This window comes from Streptomyces sp. NPDC043853 (assembly GCF_056436025.1).
In genome coordinates, this window is sequence record NZ_JBWKDJ010000006.1 from 95483 (window position 1) to 116449 (window position 20967).

The following is a 20967-nucleotide window of genomic DNA, read 5'->3' on the forward strand; positions in this document are numbered from 1 at the left end:
GCCGGCGCTCGTCATGACCGCACCGTGGCGCCGGAAGCCGTGCTCTCATCCGGCTTGATCCGCAGGACCCGGTCCGACCGTCGCCCGATCGACGCCTAATCGTCCAACGGCCGGCGCGCCGAGCCGATCACGCAGTACGAGGTCGGCAGCGCGGGACCGCGCTCCGGGAGCCGGAACCGCCGCTGCCCGGTGATCCGGAAGCCGGCCGCCTCGATCGCGGCCACCGGATCGCGCGCCGTGTGGCAGCCGCCGAACAGGCAGGGCCACACCGTCCGGTCCAGGGCCTGCTGCACCGTCGCCATTCCCGGACCGGGCGCCAACCCGTGCTCGAAGAACCGCAGTTCGGCACCGGGCCGCAGCACCCGCCGCAACTCGGCCAGGGAGCGGGGCAGATCCCGTACGGTGCACAGCACCAGCGAGGCCACCGCCCCGTCGAACGCCTCGCTCTTCACGGGCAGGGCCTCGGCGGCCCCGGGGACCACGTCCACCGGGACCTCCGCGCGCAGCGCGGCCGTACGGGCCAGCCCGCGCAGGCTCCGCTCCGGCTCGACGGCGACGACCTCCGAGACGGCACGGGGGTAGTGGGCGAAGTTCAGGCCGTTGCCCGCGCCGATCTCGATGATCCGGCCGGACAGGCCCGCCAGCAGCTCCGCACGGAGTGCGGCGACCCCGCCCCGCGCGTCGGCCTGCACGCTCAGGCGGGCGTAGAACCGGGCGAACAGCGGATGGTGGACGGAGTCCGGGGGAAGCGGCCGTTTCGGGCGCCACGGCATGGTGGTCCTCCTCGCAGCGGAACGTCTCCTACCGCAAGTCTGCCCCCGCAGGGGCGGAGGAACGCCCGCCCGACGGCGGAACGCCCTCCGTCAGACCGGACGCCCCTCCGTCAGACCGGACGCCCCTCCGCCCGGAGTGACGCCCCTCCGCCCGGAGTGACGCCCCTCCGCCCGGAGTGACGCCCCCCCCGCGTCAGGCCGACCAGCGGGCCAGGAACTCGCCGGCGGGCCAACCGCCCCCCAGGACCGGGTCCAGCCAGCCGGACGCCGCCGTACGGAACTCCGCAGGGGCGAGCGCCCCCGCACCCTCCGGCACCGCGCCCAGCAGCGGCAGCCCCGACACCGCGGGCAGATCCGCCAGGTTGCACCGTGACGCCAGGTCGGGCTCGGCCGGCCAACTGCCCACGACCACGCCCGGCGAGCGCAGCGAACGTGCGCGCAGCGCCTCGGCCGTCAGCGCCGTCGAGTTGAGCGTGCCCAGCCCGGACGGGGCCACCACCAGCACCGGAGCGTCGAGCAACCGGGCCGCGTCGGCCAGCGTGTTCCCCGCGTCGTCGAAACGCACCAGCAGTCCGCCCGCACCCTCGACCAGCACCAGGTCGTGCGAGGCCGCCAGCTTCTCCGCGGCCTCCGCGACCCGCTCCGGCGACACCGTCGCCAGCCCGGCCCGGCGCGCCGCCGCCGACGGGGCCAAGGGCTCGGGGTAGCGCGCCAGTTCGGCGGCCGTCACCCCCGGTCCCGCCAGCCGGACGACCTCCGCGGTGTCCCCGGGCTCTTCCGGGCCGACCCCGGTCTGCGCCGGCTTGAGCACCGCCACCGTCCGGCCCGCGGCCACCGCCAGCGCGGCGACCGCGGCGGTCACCACGGTCTTGCCGATCTCGGTGCCCGTCCCGGACACCACCACGATCTCGCCCATCTCAGCCTTCCCGTGCCGCCGCGCACACCGCGCGGCAGATCCGCGCCACATCCTCGTCCCCGGTCACGAACGGCGGCATCGTGTAGATCAGGTCGCGGAACGGGCGCAGCCACACGCCCTCCCGGACCGCCGCCGCGGTCGCCGCGGCCATGTCCACCGGGTGGTCCAGCTGGACCACGCCGATCGCGCCCAGCACCCGTACGTCCTTCACGCCGGGCAGCGCCGCGGCCTGCGCCAGCCCCTCCCGGAGCCCGGCTTCGATCCGCTTGACCTCCTGCGCCCAGTCCCGGCCGAGCAGCAGGTCGATCGAGGCCAGCGCCACCGACGAGGCCAGCGGGTTGCCCATGAAGGTCGGTCCGTGCGCCAGTACGGGCACCTCGCCCCGCGAGATCCCGTCCGCGACCCGCTCGGTGCACAGGGTCGCGGCCATGCTCAGGTAGCCGCCGGTCAGCGCCTTGCCCAGGCACATCACGTCCGGGGTGATGCCGGCGTGGCCGGCGGCGAACAGCGCGCCGGTCCGGCCGAACCCGGTCGCGATCTCGTCGAGGACCAGCAGGACCTCGTACTCGTCGCACAGGTCGCGCAGCACCCGCAGGTAGCCCGGGTTGTGGAAGCGCATGCCGCCCGCGCCCTGCACCACCGGCTCCACGATCACGGCGGCCAGTTCGTGCGCGTGCGCGGCCATCACCGCGCGCAGGTGCGCCGTGTACGCCGGGTCCACGGGCGCGTCGAAGTCGCCGGGCGGGGCGTCCGCGAACACCTGCTCCGGCAGGTGCCCCGACCAGAGCTCGTGCATGCCGCCCTCGGGGTCGCAGACCGCCATCGGCTGCCAGGTGTCCCCGTGGTAGCCGCCCCGCCAGGTCATCAGCCGGGTCTTGCCGGCCCGCCCCACCGAGCGCCAGTACTGCAGGCACATCTTGACCGCGACCTCGACCGACACCGAGCCCGAGTCGGACAGAAACACGTGCTCCAGACCGGCCGGGGTCAGCTCGACCAGCTTCGCGGCCAGCCGCACGGCGGGCTCGTGGGTGAGCCCGCCGAACATCACGTGCGACATGCGGCCCAGCTGTCCGGTCACGGCCTCGTTGAGCACCGGGTGGTTGTAGCCGTGGATCGCCGACCACCACGAGGACATGCCGTCGACCAGCTCGTCCCGGCCCTCCGCGGGGGAGGCCAGCCGCAGCCGGACCCCGGAGGCCGAGGCGACCACCAGCGGCTCCTGACGCCCCGGCATGGGCCCGTAGGGATGCCAGACGTGCTGCCGGTCGAGGGCGAGGAGCTCCTCGACCGGCAGCGGGTGGTGCAGGTCAGGCATTGGGGGCGAGCTCCGTCCCGGCCCCGCGGCGGCGCACCGCCACCAGCTCGGGACGTACCTCTCCGGGCGCGGCCTGCGCCGGGGCGGCGGCCGGCTCAGCGGCCGCCGCAGCCTCCGCCGGCGCCTCGGCCCGTGCCGTGTCCGGCGCATCGGCGGCCTCGGCGGCCGGGGCGTGGGAGCCGCAGCCCCCGCAGCCCGAACCGCAGCCCGCGCCGGCCGCACCCTCGGAGGCAGTGCCGCACACCGAGGCACCGGCCCCGTGCGATCCGCAGCCGCCGCCGGCCCGGGCGGCCGCCACGTCGGCGCGGTGCGCGGGGAGGGTCGTCGAACCGGCGCCCTCCACCTCGAAACCGGCGTCCGCGATCATGTCCAGGTCGGCCTGGCCGGCCTGGCCCTCACTGGTGAGGTAGTCGCCGAGGAAGATCGAGTTGGCGATGTTCAGCGCCAGCGGCTGCATCGAGCGCAGGTGCACCTCGCGGCCGCCGGCGATCCGGACCTCCACATCGGGGCAGACGAACCGGACCATCGCCAGGATCCGCAGGCAGCGCTGCGGGGTGAGGTTCCACTCCTTGGCCAGCGGGGTGCCCTCGAAGGGGATCAGGAAGTTGACCGGCACCGAGTCCGAATCCAGCTCGCGCAGCGAGTAGACGACGTCGACCAGGTCCTCGTCGCTCTCTCCCATGCCCGCGATCAGGCCCGAGCAGGCCGACAGGCCCGCCGCGTGCGCCTTCTGCACGGTGTCCACGCGGTCCGCGTAGGTGTGCGTCTTGGTGATCGCACCGTACGTGGCCTCGGAGGTGTTCAGGTTGTGGTTGTACGCGTCGGCGCCCGCGTCCCGCAGCTTCTCCGCCTGGCCGTCCGAGAGCAGGCCGAGACACGCGCAGACCTCGACGCCCTCGTTCTGCTCCTTGATCGCCGCGATGGTCTTGCCGACCCGCTCCACGTCCCGGTCCGTCGGACCACGGCCGCTGGCCACCAGGCAGACCCGCTTCGCGCCGCCGGCGACACCGGCCGCCGCGGCCTCGGAGGCCTCCTCCGGCTTCAGCCAGGTGTACTTCAGGATCTCGGCCTTGGAGCCCAGCCGCTGGGAGCAGTACGAACAGTCCTCCGGGCACAGGCCCGACTTCAGGTTGACCAGGTAGTTCAGCTTGACCCGGCGGCCGAACCACCGGCGGCGCACCTTTCCGGCCGCGGCCACCACGTCGAGCAGGTCGTCGTCGGAGGTCGCCAGCACGGCGAGCGCTTCTTCGCGGGTCGGCAGCTCACGCCGCAGTCCCTTTTCCACCAGGGTGTTCAGCAGGTCCATGAAGGCGATCCTGGCCCACACCACCCATCCCGGCCAAGGAGGAACCATCCAAGATGGCTGGAAGGGAGTGTGTGTATCGCCACACCAACCACACCGGTCAGAGGCGGATAGGGTCGGACGAGGTCTGTGGACAGCCGACAAAACAACAACGCGAGGACCGGCATATGGACGTGTTCGCCTGGATCGACGACGAGGCGCTGGCCCGGGAACGGGCCGGACTGGTGCGGACCCTGCGCCCCCGCCCCGCCGCGTCGGACCTGCTGGACCTGGCGAGCAACGACTACCTGGGCCTGTCCCGGCACCCCGAGACGGTCCGCGGAGCTCGGGAGGCCGCCGAGACCTGGGGGGCCGGCGCCACCGGATCCCGCCTGGTCACCGGCACCACCGAACTCCACGCCGAGCTGGAGCGCGAGCTCGCCGCCTTCTGCGGCTTCGAGTCCGCGCTCGTGCTGTCCTCCGGGTACGCCGCCAACCTGGCGGCCGTCACGGCCCTCGGCGGTCGCGGCGGCCTGGTGGTCTCCGATGCCGGGAACCACGCGTCGATCGTGGACGGCTGCCGGCTCGCCCGCGCCGAGACCGCCGTGGTCCCGCACTCCGACCCGGAGACCGCGCACAAGACCCTGGCCGCGCGGCCGGCCGGCACCCGGGCCCTGCTGGTCACCGACTCGGTGTTCTCGGTGGACGGGGACGCGGCGCCGCTGGCGGAGTACGCCGCGGTCTGCCGGGAGCAGGGCGCGGCCCTGGTCGTGGACGACGCGCACGGGCTGGGCGTGCTGGGCGAGGGAGGCCGGGGCGCGCTGCACGCGGCCGGGCTGGCCGGGGCGCCCGGGGTGGTCGCCACGCTGACCCTCTCGAAGTCCCTGGGCAGCCAGGGCGGGGCGGTGCTCGGGCCGGAGCGGGTGATCCGGCACCTGGTCAACACGGCCCGGACCTTCATCTTCGACACCGGCCTCGCGCCGGCCGCCGCGGGCGCGGCGCTCGCGAGCCTGCGGCTGCTGGCCCGGGAACCGGAACGCGCCGGGCGGGCCCGGGAGGTGGCCGCCGAACTGTACGGGCGGCTGACCGCGTCCGGCCTGACCGCGGCCCGGCCGGACGCGGCCGTGGTGTCGGTACGCGCCCCGTCGCCGTCGGCGGCACTGCGCTGGGCCGCCGACTGCCGCGGGGCAGGTCTGTCCGTGGGGTGCTTCCGCCCGCCGTCCGTACCGGACGGCATCTCCCGGCTGCGGCTGACCGCCAGGGCCGATCTCACGGGGGACGAGATCTCCCGGGCCGTGGAGACGATCCTGCGGACCGCTCCCGAGGGAGCAGCGGCCCGCTAGGGGGTGTCCTCAGCGGGCCCCGGCCCGTACCGAGACGAGGAAGCCGTGCCAGGCCGGCCCGGTGAAGAGCACGGCCGGGCCGTCCGTCCGCTTGGAGTCACGGACGGCCAGCAGGCCGCCGTCGAGGACGGCGGCTTCCACGCAGTTGTTCATTCCGGTGCTGCGGCTGCTCTTGCGCCACATCGCGCTGTTCAGAAGTCCGCTGGTGCTGGAGGGGGTTGCGGACACGGGGGTGCCTCCTTACGCGCCGTCAGCGGTCACACGGCCCGCGATCACGCTGATCAGTTCCGACGAGTCGCGGGGCGGGAGGGCGTGCGCCTGGATGGTGCGGAACGCGGCGCTGTACGCCTCAAGGTCTTCCTTCCGCTCCAGATAGAGGCTACTCGTCAAATGGTCGAGTACGACCACATCCAGATCGGCGATGTTCGGAAATGAGAAAATAACGAACGGTCCGGTCAGGCCGAGATGACCCCCCACGCTGAACGGCAGTACCTGGAGCCGGACATGGGGCAGGGCCGCCACCTCTACCAGGTGCCGCAGCTGCTCCGCCATCACCTCCGGCCCGCCGATCTGCCGCCGCAGCACCGCCTCGTCCAGCACCGCGTCCAGCTCCAGCGGCGGGTCCGCCCGCAGCACCGACTGCCGGGCCAGCCGTACGTCGACCAGCGCGTCCACCTTCGGTTCCGGAAGCCCGCCCAGCGCGGCCCTGGTGACCGCCCTGGCGTAGGCAGCGGTCTGCAGCAGCCCCGGCACCACCGAGAGCTCCACCGTGCGGGCCGACCGGGCGCCCGCCTCCAGGCTGATGAAGTCCCGGTACTCCTGGGGCAGCAGCCCCCGGTAGTCGTGCCACCACTGCCGCACCCGGCCGGTGTCCTCGCCCGCCGCCGGACCGGCCGCCGAGACCGACAGCGCCTCCAGCAGCGCCCGCTCCCGGTCGCCCACCCCGCCGTAGGCGTCCAGCAACAGCCGGACGTCCTCCGGTTTCACGCCACTGCGGCCCGTCTCGATCCGGCTGATTTTCGACTGGTGCCAGCCCACGATCCGGGCGGCCTCACCGCTGGTGAGCCCCGACCGGTCGCGCAACGCTCGCAGTTCCTCGCCGAGCTTGCGCCGGCGCACCGCGGGACCGTGCTGCATACCCGCCTCCTTCCACCGGCACAGATCGCACCAGTCTGCCTCTCAAATACGGTCTCTCGTAGCAGAGTTCACCGCTTTGAGCGACAGATATATGCATATCTTGGGGGAACGCCCGCAACGGCCGGGTGAAGAGTGGCAGTCTGGCGCGAAGCACAGATCCGGGGCGTATCGCCCCGGTGGGAAAGGGACAGCGCGCCATGGCAGACCACCAGGAAGCATCCGTCACTCTGCCGAGCGATCCCGCCTCGGTGTCGGTCGCCCGCCGCTATGTCGCGGACGTGCTCGGCGCATGGGGCCTGCCGGACGAGGACGCCACGGCGGACACCGTCCGGCTGATCGTCTCCGAGCTCGCCACCAATGCCGTCCAGCACACCTTCGGCAAATCGCCCACCTTCACCGTGGACGTCCGTTTGGAGCGGGACGAGCTGCTGCGGGTCGGCGTGACCGACAGTCACCCGCGCTGGCCCAAACGCCTGCCGGCCGCCGTCCAGCAGGACAACGGGCGGGGGATGGTGATCATCCGCTGGCTGGCCGCCGAGTCGGGCGGCAGGCTGTCGGTCACCCCGACGGCGGACGGCGGGAAGACGGTCTGGATCGCCCTGCCGTGGACCGTCGGCGCCCCCGCCGAGCCGCGGCCCTGCTGACCCCCCGTGCCCCCTGTGGCTGCGCCTGGGCCCGCCCCCCGGACCCGTTCCGAGGCCGGCCCCGGCGCCCGCCCCCTCACCGCACCCGTCCGTACCGCACGCTGCCGGTCCAGATCTTCTCCAGCCGGACCCGCGTCCCCGGCTTGGGCGCGTGCAGGATCCGCCCGCCGCCCGCGTACATCCCCACGTGGTAGACCCTCCTGCCGGACAGGAAGAAGACCAGGTCGCCCCGCTGCGGGGAACGCCCCCCTATCCGGGAGGTCCGGTTGTACTGCTGGGCCGCGGTCCGCGGCAGGTGCTTCCCGACCCGTTTGTACGAGTACTGGGTCAGCCCCGAGCAGTCGAAGGCGTTCGGCCCGGTGCCACCCCACCGGTAGGGCGCGCCCTGCTGGGAGGCGGCGATCGCGAAGGCCCGGGCGGCGTGCGTCGCCGCCTGTGCCTCGGGGGCGGCGCCGGCCACCGTCAGGGTGAGCGCGGCGGTGAGACCGGCACAGGTCATCACGGACGGGAAGGCGTTCTTCAGTGCGGACATCAGGACCCTTCGCACCGGCCCGCCTGGATGGCGGGCTGTCGTCCGGGATCCTGGCGTACGAAATGCCCGATTTAGGCACTGATTCGGCGTGATGTGACCCACATCACTTATTTAGCCCTTACGGCGTTTTGCCCTTTCGGGGTCCGGGTCAGGGTCACCAAACCCGCCCCCGACCAGCGCCGTTGCGCGCGCCGCCGGTCCGGGGGCCGGGCAAGTCGGCTCCGTTGCCGCGTCGTTCCTCCACTACTCCGAACGGGCGAGGGTGTCGCGTGACTGGACGCTCCGCACTGTGTACGGTCCGTAATCGCGGTGGCTTCCGAAGTGCCGTCCGCCGTATACGGGACGGCGTGCGGTGCGGACCTCCCGTTGAACCGGGTCGCCGTCCGAAACGTGGGTTAACGCGCCGGAAAAGCGCGCGGCCTAGCGTGGCGTGGGCGTACCGGCCGGTCTGTAACGGCCCATGAGGCGGTAAAGCGCGGGTAGTTGGCACGGAAAGGGTTTCCCTGCTTGGGCAAGGAGTTGCCCTGTTATGGAAATGCGCAGGTCAACAAGATGTTGAAGGCGGCTAACGTCCCGGACGGCGCGTAATCGATCATGTTGACGGAACTGGGTGATTCAGGTGCAGTTGACACCTCATGAGCAGGAACGGCTGCTCATCCACGTGGCGGCCGACGTCGCCGAGAAACGCAGGGCGCGCGGGGTGCTCCTCAACCACCCCGAGGCCATCGCCCTGATCACGAGCCATGTGCTCGAAGGGGCCCGGGACGGGCGGACGGTGGCCGAGCTGATGGCCTCCGGACGCACGGTGATCGGCCGCGCCGAGGTCATGGAGGGGATTCCCGAGTTGATCCGCGACGTCCAGGTGGAAGCGACGTTCCCGGACGGAACGAAGCTCGTCACCGTCCACCACCCGATCGTCTGACCGCGAAGGAACAGTCGCATGATCCCCGGCGAGATCCATTTCGGAGACGGTCCGGTCACCCTCAACGAGGGCCGCCCCGTTACCCGCCTCACCGTGCTCAACGCCGCCGACCGGCCCGTCCAGGTCGGCTCCCACTACCACTTCGCCGAGGCCAACCCGGGCCTCGAGTTCGACCGGCCCGCCGCGCGCGGACTCCGCCTCAACATCGCGGCGGGCACCGCCGTCCGCTTCGAACCGGGCATCCCGGTCGCCGTGGAACTGGTGCCGCTGGCCGGCCTGCGCACCGTACCCGGCCTGCGCGGCGAGACCGGAGGGCCGCTCGATGGCTGAGATCACCCGCGAGGCGTACGCCGACCTGTTCGGCCCCACCGCCGGCGACCGGATCCGTCTCGCCGACACCGACCTGCTGATCGAGATCGAGCAGGACCTCTCCGGCGGACCCGGCCGGGCCGGTGACGAGGCCGTGTTCGGCGGCGGCAAGGTGATCCGGGAATCCATGGGCCAGGCCCGCACCACCCGGGCCGAGGGGGCGCCCGACACCGTCATCACCGGGGTCGTGGTGCTCGACCACTGGGGCATCGTCAAGGCGGACATCGCCCTGCGCGACGGCCGGATCACCGGCATCGGCAAGGCGGGCAACCCCGACACGATGGACGGGGTGGAGCCGGCCCTGGTGATCGGCCCCGAGACCGAGATCATCTCCGGCAACGGGAAGATCGTCACCGCGGGCGCCATCGACGCCCACGTCCACTTCATCTCCCCGACCGTCCTCGACACCGCCCTCGCCTCCGGGATCACCACCCTGGTCGGCGGCGGCACCGGCCCCGCCGAGGGCACCAAGGCCACCACCGTCACCCCCGGGTCCTGGCACCTCGCCCGGATGTTCGCGGCCATGGAGTCCCACCCGGTCAACATCGGCCTGCTAGGCAAGGGCAACACCACGTCCCGCGAGGCCATGCACGCCCAGCTGCGCGGCGGCGCCCTCGGGTTCAAGATCCACGAGGACTGGGGGGCCACCCCTGCCGTCATCGACGCCTGCCTGGGCGTCTGCGAGGAGACCGGCGCCCAGGTCGCCATCCACACCGACACCCTCAACGAAGCCGGGTTCGTGGGCGACACCCTCGCCGCCATCGCGGGCCGGACCATCCACGCGTACCACACCGAGGGCGCCGGGGGCGGACACGCCCCCGACATCATCAGCGTGGTCGGCGAACCGCACGTACTGCCCAGCTCCACCAACCCGACCCGGCCGCACACCCTCAACACCGTCGAGGAACACCTCGACATGCTGATGGTCTGCCACCACCTGAACCCCGCCGTCCCCGAGGACCTCGCCTTCGCCGAGTCACGGATCCGGCCCTCCACCATCGCGGCCGAGGACGTCCTGCACGACCTCGGTGCCATCTCGATCATCTCCTCCGACTCCCAGGCCATGGGCCGGGTCGGCGAGGTCATCCTGCGTACCTGGCAGACCGCCCACGTGATGAAGAAGCGGCGCGGGGCCCTGCCCGGCGACGGTCCCGCCGACAACCACCGGGCCCGCCGCTACGTCGCCAAGTACACGATCAACCCGGCCGTCGCCCAGGGCCTCGCCCGCGAGATCGGCTCCGTGGAGACCGGCAAGCTCGCCGACCTGGTGCTCTGGGAACCGGCCTTCTTCGGCGTGAAGCCGCTCATGGTCATCAAGGGCGGCCAGATCGCCTACGCGCAGATGGGCGACGCCAACGCCTCCATCCCCACCCCCCAGCCCGTGCTCCCGCGCCCCATGTTCGGCAGCCACGGACGCGCCGCCGCGCAGAACTCCGTCAACTTCACCGCCCAGGCGGCGCTCGACGACCACCTGCCCGAACGGCTCGGCCTCGGCAAGGAGTTCGTCGCCATGGAGTCCACCCGCAAGGTCACCAAGGCGGACATGCGCCTCAACGATGCCATGCCCCGGGTGGAGGTCGATCCCGACAGCTTCACCGTCACCATCGACGGGGAGGCCGTGGAACCCGCGCCCGCGGCCGAACTCCCCATGGCCCAGCGCTACTTCCTGTTCTGATGAGCCGAGCCGCACTGCTGGTGCTCGCCGACGGGCGCTTCCCCGCCGGCGGGCACGCCCACTCCGGCGGGGCCGAGGCCGCCGTCAAGGCCGGCCGGATTCGCGACGCCGCCACCCTGGAGGCGTTCTGCCGGGGACGGCTGCACACCACCGGGCTGGTCGCGGCCGCGCTCGCCGCGGCCGCGGCCCTCGGCCTGGACCCGGGGGCGCTGGACGCCGCCGCCGACGCCCGCACCCCCTCGCCCGCCCTGCGCGCGGCCGCCCGCAGGCTCGGCCGGCAGCTGCTCCGGGCCGCCCGCGCGACCTGGCCCGCGCCCGAGCTCGACGAGCTGGCCGCAGCCTTCCCGCGCGGCGCGCACCAGCCGGTCGTGCTCGGGCTCACGGCCCGCGCCGCCGGGCTGGGGCCGGCGGACGCCGCGTACGCAGCCGGGTACGAGAGCATCGGCGGGCCGGCCACCGCCACCGTACGGCTGCTCGGCCTGGACCCGTTCGAGGCGACCGGGGTGCTGGCCCGGCTCGCCCCCGAGCTCGACACCGTGGCCGGGCGGGCCGAGGAGTACGCCCGCCGGGCCCGGCTGCACGGGACGGACGCCCTGCCGGCCGCCGCCTCCCCGCTGCTGGAGATCGGCGCGGAGGCCCACGCGGCCTGGCCGGTACGTCTGTTCGCCTCCTGACCGGCGTTCCCCGCCCGCCCCTCGCCCCTTCCGCTGTTCGCCCCCACTTCTCCGAGGAATCCGCCATGCACCTGGACCATGCCGAGACCTACCCCCACCGGCACACCCACAGCGCCGCCCCGCTGCGCGCCGACGGCTCCCGGCGAGCCCTCCGCATCGGCCTGGGCGGCCCCGTCGGCTCGGGCAAGACCGCCACCGTCGCCGCGCTCTGCCGGGAACTGCGCGCCGAGTACTCCATGGCCGTCGTCACCAACGACATCTACACCCGGGAGGACGCCGAGTTCCTGCTCCGCGAGGCCGTCCTGCCCCCCGAGCGGATCACCGCCGTCGAGACCGGGGCCTGCCCGCACACCGCGATCCGGGACGACATCTCCGCCAACCTGGAGGCCGTCGAGGAGCTGGAGGAGGCCTTCCGCGAGCACGGTCCGCTCGACCTGGTCCTCGTCGAGTCGGGCGGGGACAACCTCACCGCGACCTTCTCCCGCGGCCTGGTCGACGCCCAGATCTTCGTCATCGACGTGGCCGGCGGCGACGACATCCCGCGCAAGGGCGGCCCCGGCGTCACCACCGCCGACCTGCTGGTCGTCAACAAGACCGACCTCGCGCCGTACGTCGGCTCCGACCTGGACCGGATGGCCGAGGACGCCGCCGGACAGCGGGCCGGCCTGCCCGTCGTCTTCCAGTCCCTGCGCACCCCGGACGGCGTGGCCCCGGTCGCCCACTGGGTGCGCGAGCGGGTCGGCGCCTGGGTGTCCCGGTGAGCACGGTCACCGGGCGGGCCCGCACCGGGCTGCGCGCCACCGCCCGTATCGTCGCCGAGGCCGACGGCCGGGGCGGCACCGCCCTGCCCGTCCTCTCCGGCGAGGGCCCGCTCGCCCCGCGCCGCACCCGCGGCACCGGCCCCGAGGCCGGGGTCATGCTGGTCGGCGCGATGAGCGCCCCGCTCGGCGGGGACCACCTCACCGTGCGGGCCTCGGCCGGACCGGGCGCCCGCCTGGCCGTGGGCTCGGTGGCCGCCACCCTCGCCCTGCCCGGCTCGCACGGCGAACCCGCCCGGTACGACGTGCACCTGAGCCTGGCCGACGGTGCCGCGGTGCGCTGGCTCCCCGAGCCCCTGGTCTCGGTCCGCGGCAGCGACCTGAGGGTCCGCACCCGCGCCGAACTCGCCCCCGGCGCCCGGCTGCTGATGCGCGAGGAGCAGGTGCTCGGCCGGTTCGGCGAGCCGCCCGGACTGCTCCGCAGCCGGCTGACCGTCCTGCGCGCCGGGCGGCCGCTGCTGGACCAGGAGCTGGCCTGCGGCCCCGGCGCCCCCGAGGGCTGGGACGGCCCGGCCGGTCTCGCCGGCTGCCGCGCGGTGGGCCAGCTGCTCGTGGTGAACCCGGCGTTCGAGACGGACCCGCCGGCGGGCGGCCCGCTCGGCGAGCTCGCCGCCGTCACCCCGCTCGCCGGACCGGCGGTCCTGGTCAGCGCCCTCGCCCAGGACGCCCTGCGCCTGCGGGAGTTGCTCGACGAGGCGAGCGCTGCGTACGCCTGGTGACCCACCCCCGGACCCCCCGGACCCCCGGTGGCCCGCGCGGCGCCACCGGGCCCCGCCACCCAAGTGCCGTACGGAACCGAGGAGTCCGGGCGCGTACCGCTCACCGGTACACGCAACTCCGGTTATCGGCTTGGCAAAGAACCCGGCCGGGATCTGTCGCCGGAGGTTACCCGGAAGGAAAGATCTCCCTGCATGTGACCGAGCCGCCACGCGCGGCACACCTGATGCAGGGGGAACCACCACGTGATACGCAACGCGGCGCTGGGGAGCGCCGCCACCCTCACCGTCGGCGCGCTCGCGGCCGGCCTGATGCTCGCCCCGCCGGCCGCCGCCGCGGCCGCGGACGGCCGCTCGTACGGCGTCCCGGAGTCGGTCGGCGTCCAGATCGCCGCCGCCCGCGCCCAGCGCGCCGGCATCGACTGGAAGGACTGTCCGGCCGACTGGGGTCTGGAGAAGCCCATCCAGTGCGGCTTCGTCAAGGTGCCGCTGGACTACGCGAAGCCCTTCGGCAAGACGATCGACATCGCCGTCGACCGGATCGGCAACACCGGCACCAAGGACGAGCGCCAGGGCGCCCTCGTCTACAACCCGGGCGGCCCCGGCGGCTCGGGCATGCGCTTCCCGCGCCGCGTCACCACCAAGAGCCCGCTGTGGGTCAACGCCTCCAAGGCCTACGACTTCGTCGGCTTCGACCCCCGCGGCGTCGGCCACTCCACCCCGATCTCCTGCATCGACCCGCAGGAGTTCGTCAAGGCTCCCAAGGCAGACCCGGTGCCCGGCTCCGAGGCCGACAAGCGCGCCCAGCGCAAGCTCGCCGCCGAGTACGCGGACGGCTGCAAGGAGCGCAGTGGCTGGATGCTGCCGCACATGACCACCCCGAACACCGCGCGCGACCTCGACGTCGTCCGCGCCGCGCTCGGCGAGAAGAAGCTCAACTTCCTCGGCGTCTCCTACGGCACCTACATCGGCGGCGTCTACGCGACCCTCTTCCCGGGCCACGTCCGCCGCATGATCGTCGACAGCGTCGTGAACCCGAAGCAGGAGCAGATCTGGTACCAGGCCAACCTGGACCAGGACGTCGCCTTCGAGATGCGCTGGAACGACTGGAAGGCGTGGGTCGCCAAGAACGACGCCACCTTCCACCTCGGCGACACCCCCGCCAAGGTCGAGGCCCAGTGGCAGAAGCTCCGCGCCACCGCCAAGGCCAACCCGCTCGGCGGGAAGGTCGGCCCGGCCGAGCTGATCTCCTTCTTCCAGAGCGCCCCGTACTACGACTCCTCCTGGGTGCCCGTCGCCCAGACCTGGAGCGCGTACGTCGCCGGTGACACCCAGGCCCTCGTGGACGCCGCAGCCCCCGACATGACCGACATCGCGGGCAACATCGCCTCCGAGAACGGCAACGCGGTCTACACCGCCGTCGAGTGCGCCGACGCCAAGTGGCCCACCAGCTGGAAGCGCTGGGACCGCGACAACACCCGCCTGCACAAGAACTACCCGTTCATGACCTGGGCCAACGCCTGGATGAACCTGCCCTGCGCCACCTGGAAGGCCAAGCAGAGCAACCCGATCGAGGTCGGCGCCAAGCGCATCGCCCCGGTCCTGATCGTCCAGTCCGAGCGAGACGCCGCCACCCCGTACGAGGGCGCCGTGGAGCTCCACCGCCGGCTGGCCGGCTCCCGGCTGATCACCGAGAAGGGCGCCGGCTCGCACGGCGTCACCAGCCTGAAGAACCCCTGCGTCAACGAGCGCGTCGACAGCTACCTGCTCACCGGCAAGGTGGACGCGGCCGACGTGACCTGCGCCCCGCACGCGGCGCCGGTCGCGCCTGCCCCGACGGCCCGGGCGGCCGAGGCCCCGCAGGCCTCGCCCCTGCTGGAGGAGCTGCCGGCCGTCCGGCGCTAGCCGGGCACCCCACCGGTCGCCGGGCGCCGTCCCGGCGACCGGGCCGCAGGCGCGGGGGAGGGGTCACGGCGCACGGCGCCGGGCCTTCCTCCGCGCTTCCTCCTCCTCGGCCTTGACGTCGGCGGCGTAGCGGTCGACGTACTCCTGGCCGGAGAGGCCGAGGATCGCGTAGACGATCTCGTCCGTGACCGCCCGCAGCACGGCCTTCTCGCCCTCCATGCCGGCGTAGCGGGAGAACTCCAGCGGGGTGCCGAACCGGATGGTCACCCGGCGGCCGATCCGGGGGACCACCTTCCCCGGCGGCTGGAGCTCGAAGGTGCCGACCATCGCGCAGGGGATCACCGGGACCCCGGCGCCCAGGGTCATGGCCGCCACTCCGACCTTGCCCTTGTAGAGCCGTCCGTCGTGGGAGCGGGTGCCCTCGGGGTAGATGCCCAGCAGTTCCCCCTTGGCGAGCACGCCGAGCCCCTCGCGGATCGCGGCCTGCCCGGCCTCCTTGCCGGAGCGGTCCACCGGGATCTGCCCGGCGCTGCGGAAGAACGCGGCGGTCAGCCGGCCCTTTGGGCCCTTGCCGGTGAAGTACTCGGCCTTGGCCAGGAACGTGATCCGCCGCTTGAGGATCGCGGGCATCAGGAAGTGGTCGGAGAACGACAGGTGGTTCCCGGCGACGATGGCCGCCCCCTCGTCCGGAATGTTCTCCAGCCCTTCGATCCGGGGCCGGAACAGCAGCCGCAGCAGCGGCCCGAGCAGAACGTGCTTGAGCAACTGGTAGAACACCGGGGCGTTTCCCTTCTACCGGCCTTCGATCCGGACGGACAGCCCAGTCTGCCGTTTCCTGTGCCAGATGGGCATGGCAAACCACCAACCCATCAGCCAGCTCAGGATGAGGCCGCTCAACAGCAGCCCGGCGGGGGACAGGCCGAGCACGATGTTGAGCACCAGGACGAACGCCGCGGTCAGGGCCAGCATCAGCAGCAGCACGCCCCACACCGCGAGCCGGCCGGCGATCCGCACCAGGCGGTCCTTGTCCATCGCGTCGCACAGCCGGTGCAGTGGAGCGGGGGCGGTCAGCAGCCCGACCGAGCCGAAGGCCAGCACCAGCGCGGAGACGTAGACGGCGCGTTCGGCGGGGTGCAGGGACGCGAACCGCGGGGTGACCGCCACGGCCATCAGGAAGCCGAGCAGGAACTGCACCGCCGTCTGGGCGATGCGTACTTCCTGGAGGATCTCGGCGTACTCCTGGCAGGCGCGGCGGTCCTGTTCGGGATCGGACATGATTCCTCCCGGCAGGCATGGGGATCGGCCGTCGCGGGGAACGGCCCGTACCCATTGGTACGGATGCCGTCGCCCGCGGTTCACCTGCGCGCCGCAGGGAATCGGCCATTCCGCGCGCTGCTCGGGGCGGCGGTCACGAGCCCCTGGAGGCCGCCATTCCGGCCGTGATCATTCCGAGGACGAGCCAGCCGAACCAGAGCCAGCCGTTGCTGCCGAGGGCCACCGAGTACGCGGCGACGACCACGAGAGTGGCGAAGGTCACCACCGCCATTGCCTTGACGGATCCGGTCATGCCCCATGGTGGCGCGGAACGGGCGCCCGCGCTAGCGGCCACGCGCCTGCAGTGAGGCGAGGTAGGCGTTGTACGCCTCCAGCTCCTTGTCCCCGTCCCGGTCCGCGGCCCGGTCGGCGCGCTTCGCGGCCCGCTGCTCCGAGTGGTACCACTGGTAGACCAGCGCGATCAGCACCAGCACCGAGGGGATCTCGCTGAAGGCCCAGGCGATGCCGCCCGCCCACTGCTGGTCCTCCAGGGCGTCGATGCCCAGCGAGGCCGGCGGGGAGGCGTACGTGCCGATCATCGGCTCGCTCGCCATCATCAGCGCGATGCCGAAGAAGGCGTGGAAGGGCATGCCCGCGAACAGCTCCAGCATCCGCATCACGTAGCCCGGCCGGTGCGGGCCCGGATCCACGCCCATGATCGGCCAGAAGAACACCAGGCCGACGGCGAGGAAGTGCACCATCATCGCGATGTGCCCGGTCTTCGACCCCATCAGGAAGTCGAACAGCGGGGTGAAGTACAGCGCGTAGAGGCTGGCGATGAACATCGGGATGGTGAACACCGGATGGGTGATCACCTTCATGTAGCGGCTGTGCAGCAGCATCAGCAGCAGCTCGCGCGGGCCCTTGCGGCCGCGGCCGGCGGGCGGCAGGGCGCGCAGCGCCAGCGTCATCGGGGCGCCGAGCAGCAGCAGGATCGGCGCCACCATGCTGATCACCATGTGCTGGACCATGTGCACGCTGAACATGACCATGCCGTAGTCGTTCAGCTTGGTGCACATCACCAGGGCCAGGCTCAGCACACCGAGCACGAACGCCGTCGTGCGGCCCGGCGGCCAGGCGTCGCCGCGGCCGCGCAGCCGCAGCACCCCCCACCCGTAGAGGGCGAGGCCGGCCAGGCACCCGAAGAGGAAGAAGGCGTCGAAGGAGAACTCCAGGCCCCGGCCGAGGGTGAAGGGCGGCAGGTCCATGTGCATGTCCATGCCGTGACCGCTGTGATCCATACCTTCACTCCCTTGACCGTGGTGCCCCACCACAGTAATGGGGCCCCCGGACGCCGATGCGTCCGGGGGCCCCATCGGGGTCATCGGGTTACCTTCGGGACATCAGAGGACGTTCTGGGCCTCGGCGAAGCGCTCGTCCGGCACCGTCTTCAGGGTCGAGGTGGCCTCCGCGAGCGGCACCATCACGATGTCGGTGCCGCGCAGCGCGGTCAGCATGCCGAACTCGCCCCGGTGTGCCGCCTCCACCGCGTGCCAGCCGAAGCGGGTGGCGAGCACCCGGTCGTAGGCCGTGGGGGTGCCGCCGCGCTGGACGTGACCGAGGATGACCGGGCGGGCCTCCTTGCCGAGCCGGGCCTCCAGCTCCACGGCCAGCAGGTTGCCGATGCCGGCGAACCGCTCGTGGCCGTAGACGTCCTTGCGGCCCTCCTCGAACTGCATCGTGCCCGGGAGGGGCTTGGCGCCCTCGGCGACGACCACGATCGCGAACCGCTTGCCGGCCGAGAAGCGCTCTCCGACGATGCGGGTCAGCTCCTCGATGTCGAAGGGGCGTTCCGGCACCACGATGGCGTGGGCGCCGGCGGCCGTGCCGGACTCCAGGGCGATCCAGCCGGCGTGCCGGCCCATCACCTCGACGACCATGACGCGCTGGTGCGACTCGGCGGTGGTCTTGAGCCGGTCCAGGGCCTCGGTGGCCACCCCGACGGCGGTGTCGAAGCCGAAGGTCCGGTCGGTGGAGGCGATGTCGTTGTCGATGGTCTTGGGCACGCCCACGATCGGCAGGCCCGCCTCGGACAGCAGGTTGGCGGCCTTGAGGGTGCCCTCGCCGCCGATCGGGATGATGGCGTCCAGACCGAGGTCGGCCACGTGGCCGCGGGCCCGCTCCACGCCGTCCCGCAGGTGGGCCGGCTGGACCCGGGAGGAGCCGAGGATGGTGCCGCCGCGGGCCAGGATGCCCGCCACGTCCTCCAGGTCCAGCTTCCGGTAGTCGCCTTCCAGGAGGCCCTTCCAGCCGTCCTGGAAGCCGATGACCTCGTCGCCGTGGTCCACGACGGCGCGGTGTACGACGGAGCGGATGACGGCGTTCAGGCCGGGGCAGTCGCCACCGGAAGTGAGCACACCTATGCGCATGGCACGAAAAACCTTTGCAACGTGGGCCGGCGACCGGACCACGTCGTCCGGTTGGAACTACCCGTCACCCTACAAGCGGATCGGCAGTGGACTGAACCATCCTCCAAGGCCGCGTTCAATTCTTGGATGAAAAGACCGCAGGGCGGCCGCCGGAGGATCGTCGGAAGCGGGCCGAAAGACGGCGGCCCGGATTCCACGAGGGGAATCCGGGCCGAGCGGCCGGGGTGCCCGGGGCGGGCCGACCGGTCGTTACGCGGGCTGGGTGGCGGCCGCGATGCGCTCCGAGCGCAGTGCCTCGTACCACCGGTCGTCGACCTGCGGCAGCGCGTTCACGTCCAGGGCCAGCTTCAGCAGCAGGTCCGCGATCTGCGGGTTCCGGGCCATCACGGGCCCGTGCATGTACGTACCGAACACGGTGTCGTTGTACGCGCCCTCGGTGCCGTCGCCGGTCCCGTTGCCGCGGCCGATCCGGGTGCGCGCGAACGGCTTCGCCGTCGGACCGAGGTGGGTGACGCCCTGGTGGTTCTCGAAACCGGTCAGCTGGGGCAGGTTCAGCCGCGGGTCGATGTCCGCGAGCACGTCGCCGACGCACCGCTCGCCCTCGCCGCGCACGGTGACCACGTCCAGCAGGCCGAGGCCCGGCTGGCGCTCGCCCATGTCGTTCACGAACTCGTTGCCGAGGATCTGGTACCCGGCGCAGACCGAGAACACGATCGCCCCGTTCGACACGGCGCGCTCCAGGCCGCCGTCGCGCAGCAGCCGCTCGGCGGCCAGCCGCTGCGGCCGGTCCTCGCCGCCGCCGATCAGGTAGATGTCCCCGGAGGTGGGGATCGGCTGGTCGCTGCGGACGTCCAGGCGCTGGACGTCCAGGCCGCGCTGCCGGGCCCGGCGCTCCACCACCAGGGCGTTGCCCTGGTCTCCGTACGTGCTCAGCAGGTCCGGGTAGACCCACACCAGACGCAGGCTGTTGTCGCTCATGCTGTTGTCGTCCCTTTGGCTGGGTACTAGTTGCCGACGCGGCGGCGGACGTCCTGGAAGGCGGTGTAGTTGGCGATCAGCTCGATCTGTCCGGGCGGAGCCAGCTGCACGGCCTCGTCGAGGGTCTCGCAGACCCGGAAGTCCAGGCCGGCGACCTCCAGGCGGACCGCCAGGTCCAGCTTGCGGTCACCGATCACGAAGATCGGGTGTCCGGCCAGCCGCGGATAGTCCACGTCCCACAGCCAGGAGGTGTCGGTGCCGTCGGCGCCCCGTGCGTTCACCGAGAGGATCACCGGCGTCGGCGGCGGATCGATCAGGGAAAACGTTTCGAGCCAGCCCGCGGGGTTCTTCGCGAGCAGCAGCCGCAGCTGGCGGTTCTGGAAGGTCACCACGTCGTACCGGCCGGCCACCGCCTGCACCTGGTACATCCGCTCCAGCGCGACCTGCGGCGGGACGCCGAAGACGGCGGCCACGGCCGCCGAGGTCGCGGCGTTCGCCTTGTTGGCGCGGCCCGGCAGCTGCAGGTGGATCGGCCACGCGCTGCCGTGCGGGTCGAGCACGTGGTCGCCGGAGAGCGCCCAGCTCGGGGTGGGGCGGCGGAACCCGCACTCACCGCAGAACCAGTCGTCGCCGGGGCGCTGCATCACGCCGCCGCAGGAGGGGCACGACCAGGCGTCGTCCTTCCACTCCTGACCGGCCGCGACCCACACCACGTTCTGCGAGGACGAGGCGGCCCACACGATCAGCGGGTCGTCGCAGTTCGCGACGATGACCGCCTTGGAGCCGGAGAGGCCCTCCCGCCACTTCTCGGCGAGCATCCGGGTCTCGGCGGCGCGGTCCAGCTGGTCGCGCGAGAGGTTCAGCAGCGCGATCGCCTTCGGCGTCACGTCGCGGGCCACACCCGCCAGGTACTTCTCGTCGACCTCGATGACGCCGTACTTGGCGTCACTGCCGCCCGCGAGGGCGGAGGTGATGCCCGCCGGCATGTTCGCGCCCAGCGCGTTGGAGACCACCGGACCGCTGGCGCGGAGGGCCTCCGCGATCAGCCGGGTCGTGGTCGTCTTGCCGTTCGTCGCCGAGACGAGGACGACATCGAGGTGCTGCGCCAGCGCGCTGAGCAGATCGGGGTCGAGCTTGAGTGCGACCCTGCCCCCGATCACTGATCCGCTGCCACGCCCCGCGGCCCGCGACACCGCCGCCGCGGCCTTCCCCGCCGTCACGGCCAGCTTGGCGCGCGGCGAAAGCGGCTCTGTGTTGCCTGCCATCGTCCCTTGTCCTCCTTGCG

The 20967-nt window shown here is 72.7% G+C and carries 23 protein-coding genes; 9 read left to right on the top strand and 14 right to left on the bottom strand.

Going from position 1 to position 20967, the window contains the following annotated elements:
* Positions 1-95: 95 nt before the first annotated feature.
* The 4 genes from AC067U_RS18055 to bioB all read right to left on the bottom strand — a co-directional run bounded on the left by AC067U_RS18055 (position 96) and on the right by bioB (position 4310).
* Positions 96-773 (bottom strand): class I SAM-dependent methyltransferase, encoded by a 678-nt coding sequence (locus tag AC067U_RS18055; RefSeq protein ID WP_478830696.1) that lies wholly within the window; start codon positions 771-773, stop codon positions 96-98.
* Positions 774-966: 193 nt separating this feature from the next.
* Complete coding sequence (bioD, locus tag AC067U_RS18060) at positions 967-1689, bottom strand: dethiobiotin synthase (protein ID WP_478830697.1); 723 nt, start codon at positions 1687-1689, stop codon at positions 967-969.
* Between the two features lies 1 nt (position 1690).
* On the bottom strand, positions 1691-3004 hold the full coding sequence (locus AC067U_RS18065) for an adenosylmethionine--8-amino-7-oxononanoate transaminase (RefSeq protein ID WP_478830698.1): 1314 nt from the start codon (positions 3002-3004) through the stop codon (positions 1691-1693).
* On the bottom strand, positions 2997-4310 hold the full coding sequence (gene bioB / locus AC067U_RS18070) for a biotin synthase BioB (protein WP_478830699.1): 1314 nt from the start codon (positions 4308-4310) through the stop codon (positions 2997-2999). Before bioB ends, AC067U_RS18065 begins: the two co-directional genes overlap by 8 nt.
* 164 nt (positions 4311-4474) lie before the next feature.
* Between bioB and AC067U_RS18075 the strand changes: the two genes are divergently transcribed.
* Positions 4475-5629: an 8-amino-7-oxononanoate synthase gene (locus tag AC067U_RS18075; protein ID WP_478830700.1), complete on the top strand. Its 1155-nt coding sequence runs from the start codon at positions 4475-4477 to the stop codon at positions 5627-5629.
* A 9-nt stretch (positions 5630-5638) separates the two neighbouring features.
* Here the strand turns inward: AC067U_RS18075 and AC067U_RS18080 are convergent, their stop codons facing one another.
* On the bottom strand, positions 5639-5857 hold the full coding sequence (locus AC067U_RS18080) for a DUF397 domain-containing protein (protein WP_478830701.1): 219 nt from the start codon (positions 5855-5857) through the stop codon (positions 5639-5641).
* A 12-nt stretch (positions 5858-5869) separates the two neighbouring features.
* A complete protein-coding gene (locus AC067U_RS18085) occupies positions 5870-6766 on the bottom strand; it encodes a helix-turn-helix domain-containing protein (RefSeq protein ID WP_478830702.1) in 897 nt (298 codons plus the stop codon).
* A 197-nt stretch (positions 6767-6963) separates the two neighbouring features.
* Between AC067U_RS18085 and AC067U_RS18090 the strand changes: the two genes are divergently transcribed.
* Entirely contained in the window at positions 6964-7410 is a 447-nt protein-coding gene (locus AC067U_RS18090; protein ID WP_478830703.1) for an ATP-binding protein, read from the top strand.
* Between the two features lie 76 nt (positions 7411-7486).
* On the opposite strand, the gene AC067U_RS18095 is transcribed toward AC067U_RS18090, so the two are convergent.
* Positions 7487-7942, bottom strand: coding sequence for a C40 family peptidase (locus AC067U_RS18095; RefSeq protein ID WP_478830704.1), 456 nt, complete (start codon positions 7940-7942; stop codon positions 7487-7489).
* Between the two features lie 619 nt (positions 7943-8561).
* Here AC067U_RS18095 and AC067U_RS18100 point away from each other — a divergent pair.
* The 7 genes from AC067U_RS18100 (at position 8562) to AC067U_RS18130 (ending at position 15021) form a co-directional block, all read left to right on the top strand.
* Positions 8562-8864 carry an urease subunit gamma gene (locus tag AC067U_RS18100; RefSeq protein WP_478830705.1) on the top strand — a complete coding sequence of 101 codons (303 nt, stop codon included), beginning with the start codon at positions 8562-8564 and terminating at the stop codon, positions 8862-8864.
* An 18-nt stretch (positions 8865-8882) separates the two neighbouring features.
* Positions 8883-9194: an urease subunit beta gene (locus tag AC067U_RS18105; RefSeq protein WP_478830706.1), complete on the top strand. Its 312-nt coding sequence runs from the start codon at positions 8883-8885 to the stop codon at positions 9192-9194.
* Positions 9187-10908 carry an urease subunit alpha gene (locus AC067U_RS18110; RefSeq protein ID WP_478830707.1) on the top strand — a complete coding sequence of 574 codons (1722 nt, stop codon included), beginning with the start codon at positions 9187-9189 and terminating at the stop codon, positions 10906-10908. The genes AC067U_RS18105 and AC067U_RS18110 overlap by 8 nt, the downstream gene beginning before the upstream one ends.
* On the top strand, positions 10908-11582 hold the full coding sequence (locus AC067U_RS18115) for an urease accessory protein UreF (protein ID WP_478830708.1): 675 nt from the start codon (positions 10908-10910) through the stop codon (positions 11580-11582). The genes AC067U_RS18110 and AC067U_RS18115 overlap by 1 nt, the downstream gene beginning before the upstream one ends.
* Positions 11583-11647: 65 nt before the next feature.
* Positions 11648-12343 (top strand): urease accessory protein UreG, encoded by a 696-nt coding sequence (ureG, locus tag AC067U_RS18120; RefSeq protein ID WP_478830709.1) that lies wholly within the window; start codon positions 11648-11650, stop codon positions 12341-12343.
* Positions 12340-13119, top strand: coding sequence for an urease accessory protein UreD (locus AC067U_RS18125; protein WP_478830710.1), 780 nt, complete (start codon positions 12340-12342; stop codon positions 13117-13119). Before ureG ends, AC067U_RS18125 begins: the two co-directional genes overlap by 4 nt.
* A gap of 309 nt (positions 13120-13428) precedes the next feature.
* Positions 13429-15021 carry an alpha/beta hydrolase gene (locus AC067U_RS18130; RefSeq protein WP_478830918.1) on the top strand — a complete coding sequence of 531 codons (1593 nt, stop codon included), beginning with the start codon at positions 13429-13431 and terminating at the stop codon, positions 15019-15021.
* A 63-nt stretch (positions 15022-15084) separates the two neighbouring features.
* On the opposite strand, the gene AC067U_RS18135 is transcribed toward AC067U_RS18130, so the two are convergent.
* The 7 genes from AC067U_RS18135 to AC067U_RS18165 all read right to left on the bottom strand — a co-directional run bounded on the left by AC067U_RS18135 (position 15085) and on the right by AC067U_RS18165 (position 20947).
* On the bottom strand, positions 15085-15798 hold the full coding sequence (locus tag AC067U_RS18135; RefSeq protein WP_478830711.1) for a lysophospholipid acyltransferase family protein: 714 nt from the start codon (positions 15796-15798) through the stop codon (positions 15085-15087).
* Positions 15799-15813: 15 nt separating this feature from the next.
* Positions 15814-16296: a DUF6328 family protein gene (locus tag AC067U_RS18140; RefSeq protein WP_478830712.1), complete on the bottom strand. Its 483-nt coding sequence runs from the start codon at positions 16294-16296 to the stop codon at positions 15814-15816.
* A gap of 133 nt (positions 16297-16429) precedes the next feature.
* A complete protein-coding gene (locus AC067U_RS18145) occupies positions 16430-16588 on the bottom strand; it encodes a hypothetical protein (protein ID WP_478830713.1) in 159 nt (52 codons plus the stop codon).
* Between the two features lie 31 nt (positions 16589-16619).
* Entirely contained in the window at positions 16620-17576 is a 957-nt protein-coding gene (locus tag AC067U_RS18150; RefSeq protein ID WP_478830714.1) for a cytochrome c oxidase assembly protein, read from the bottom strand.
* A gap of 102 nt (positions 17577-17678) precedes the next feature.
* Positions 17679-18704 carry a 6-phosphofructokinase gene (locus tag AC067U_RS18155; protein ID WP_478830715.1) on the bottom strand — a complete coding sequence of 342 codons (1026 nt, stop codon included), beginning with the start codon at positions 18702-18704 and terminating at the stop codon, positions 17679-17681.
* 249 nt (positions 18705-18953) lie between these two features.
* Positions 18954-19682, bottom strand: a complete 729-nt coding sequence (locus AC067U_RS18160) for a type 1 glutamine amidotransferase (protein ID WP_478830716.1) — start codon at positions 19680-19682, stop codon at positions 18954-18956.
* A 26-nt stretch (positions 19683-19708) separates the two neighbouring features.
* Positions 19709-20947 (bottom strand): MurT ligase domain-containing protein, encoded by a 1239-nt coding sequence (locus AC067U_RS18165; protein ID WP_478830717.1) that lies wholly within the window; start codon positions 20945-20947, stop codon positions 19709-19711.
* Between the last annotated feature and the right edge of the window lie 20 nt (positions 20948-20967).

What these genes read in the sequence shown, in the direction of transcription:
- AC067U_RS18110 (WP_478830707.1), top strand. Translation starts at nt 9,187, where the DNA reads ATGGCTGAGATCACCCGCGAGGCGTACGCCGACCTGTTCGGCCCCACC.
- AC067U_RS18090 (WP_478830703.1), top strand. Translation starts at nt 6,964, where the DNA reads ATGGCAGACCACCAGGAAGCATCCGTCACTCTGCCGAGCGATCCCGCC.
- AC067U_RS18075 (WP_478830700.1), top strand. Translation starts at nt 4,475, where the DNA reads ATGGACGTGTTCGCCTGGATCGACGACGAGGCGCTGGCCCGGGAACGG.
- AC067U_RS18115 (WP_478830708.1), top strand. Translation starts at nt 10,908, where the DNA reads ATGAGCCGAGCCGCACTGCTGGTGCTCGCCGACGGGCGCTTCCCCGCC.
- AC067U_RS18145 (WP_478830713.1), bottom strand. Translation starts at nt 16,588, where the DNA reads ATGACCGGATCCGTCAAGGCAATGGCGGTGGTGACCTTCGCCACTCTC.
- bioB (WP_478830699.1), bottom strand. Translation starts at nt 4,310, where the DNA reads ATGGACCTGCTGAACACCCTGGTGGAAAAGGGACTGCGGCGTGAGCTG.
- AC067U_RS18165 (WP_478830717.1), bottom strand. Translation starts at nt 20,947, where the DNA reads ATGGCAGGCAACACAGAGCCGCTTTCGCCGCGCGCCAAGCTGGCCGTG.
- AC067U_RS18130 (WP_478830918.1), top strand. Translation starts at nt 13,429, where the DNA reads ATGCTCGCCCCGCCGGCCGCCGCCGCGGCCGCGGACGGCCGCTCGTAC.
- AC067U_RS18065 (WP_478830698.1), bottom strand. Translation starts at nt 3,004, where the DNA reads ATGCCTGACCTGCACCACCCGCTGCCGGTCGAGGAGCTCCTCGCCCTC.
- AC067U_RS18095 (WP_478830704.1), bottom strand. Translation starts at nt 7,942, where the DNA reads ATGTCCGCACTGAAGAACGCCTTCCCGTCCGTGATGACCTGTGCCGGT.
- ureG (WP_478830709.1), top strand. Translation starts at nt 11,648, where the DNA reads ATGCACCTGGACCATGCCGAGACCTACCCCCACCGGCACACCCACAGC.
- AC067U_RS18160 (WP_478830716.1), bottom strand. Translation starts at nt 19,682, where the DNA reads ATGAGCGACAACAGCCTGCGTCTGGTGTGGGTCTACCCGGACCTGCTG.
- AC067U_RS18085 (WP_478830702.1), bottom strand. Translation starts at nt 6,766, where the DNA reads ATGCAGCACGGTCCCGCGGTGCGCCGGCGCAAGCTCGGCGAGGAACTG.
- AC067U_RS18150 (WP_478830714.1), bottom strand. Translation starts at nt 17,576, where the DNA reads ATGGATCACAGCGGTCACGGCATGGACATGCACATGGACCTGCCGCCC.
- AC067U_RS18105 (WP_478830706.1), top strand. Translation starts at nt 8,883, where the DNA reads ATGATCCCCGGCGAGATCCATTTCGGAGACGGTCCGGTCACCCTCAAC.
- bioD (WP_478830697.1), bottom strand. Translation starts at nt 1,689, where the DNA reads ATGGGCGAGATCGTGGTGGTGTCCGGGACGGGCACCGAGATCGGCAAG.
- AC067U_RS18155 (WP_478830715.1), bottom strand. Translation starts at nt 18,704, where the DNA reads ATGCGCATAGGTGTGCTCACTTCCGGTGGCGACTGCCCCGGCCTGAAC.
- AC067U_RS18140 (WP_478830712.1), bottom strand. Translation starts at nt 16,296, where the DNA reads ATGTCCGATCCCGAACAGGACCGCCGCGCCTGCCAGGAGTACGCCGAG.
- AC067U_RS18055 (WP_478830696.1), bottom strand. Translation starts at nt 773, where the DNA reads ATGCCGTGGCGCCCGAAACGGCCGCTTCCCCCGGACTCCGTCCACCAT.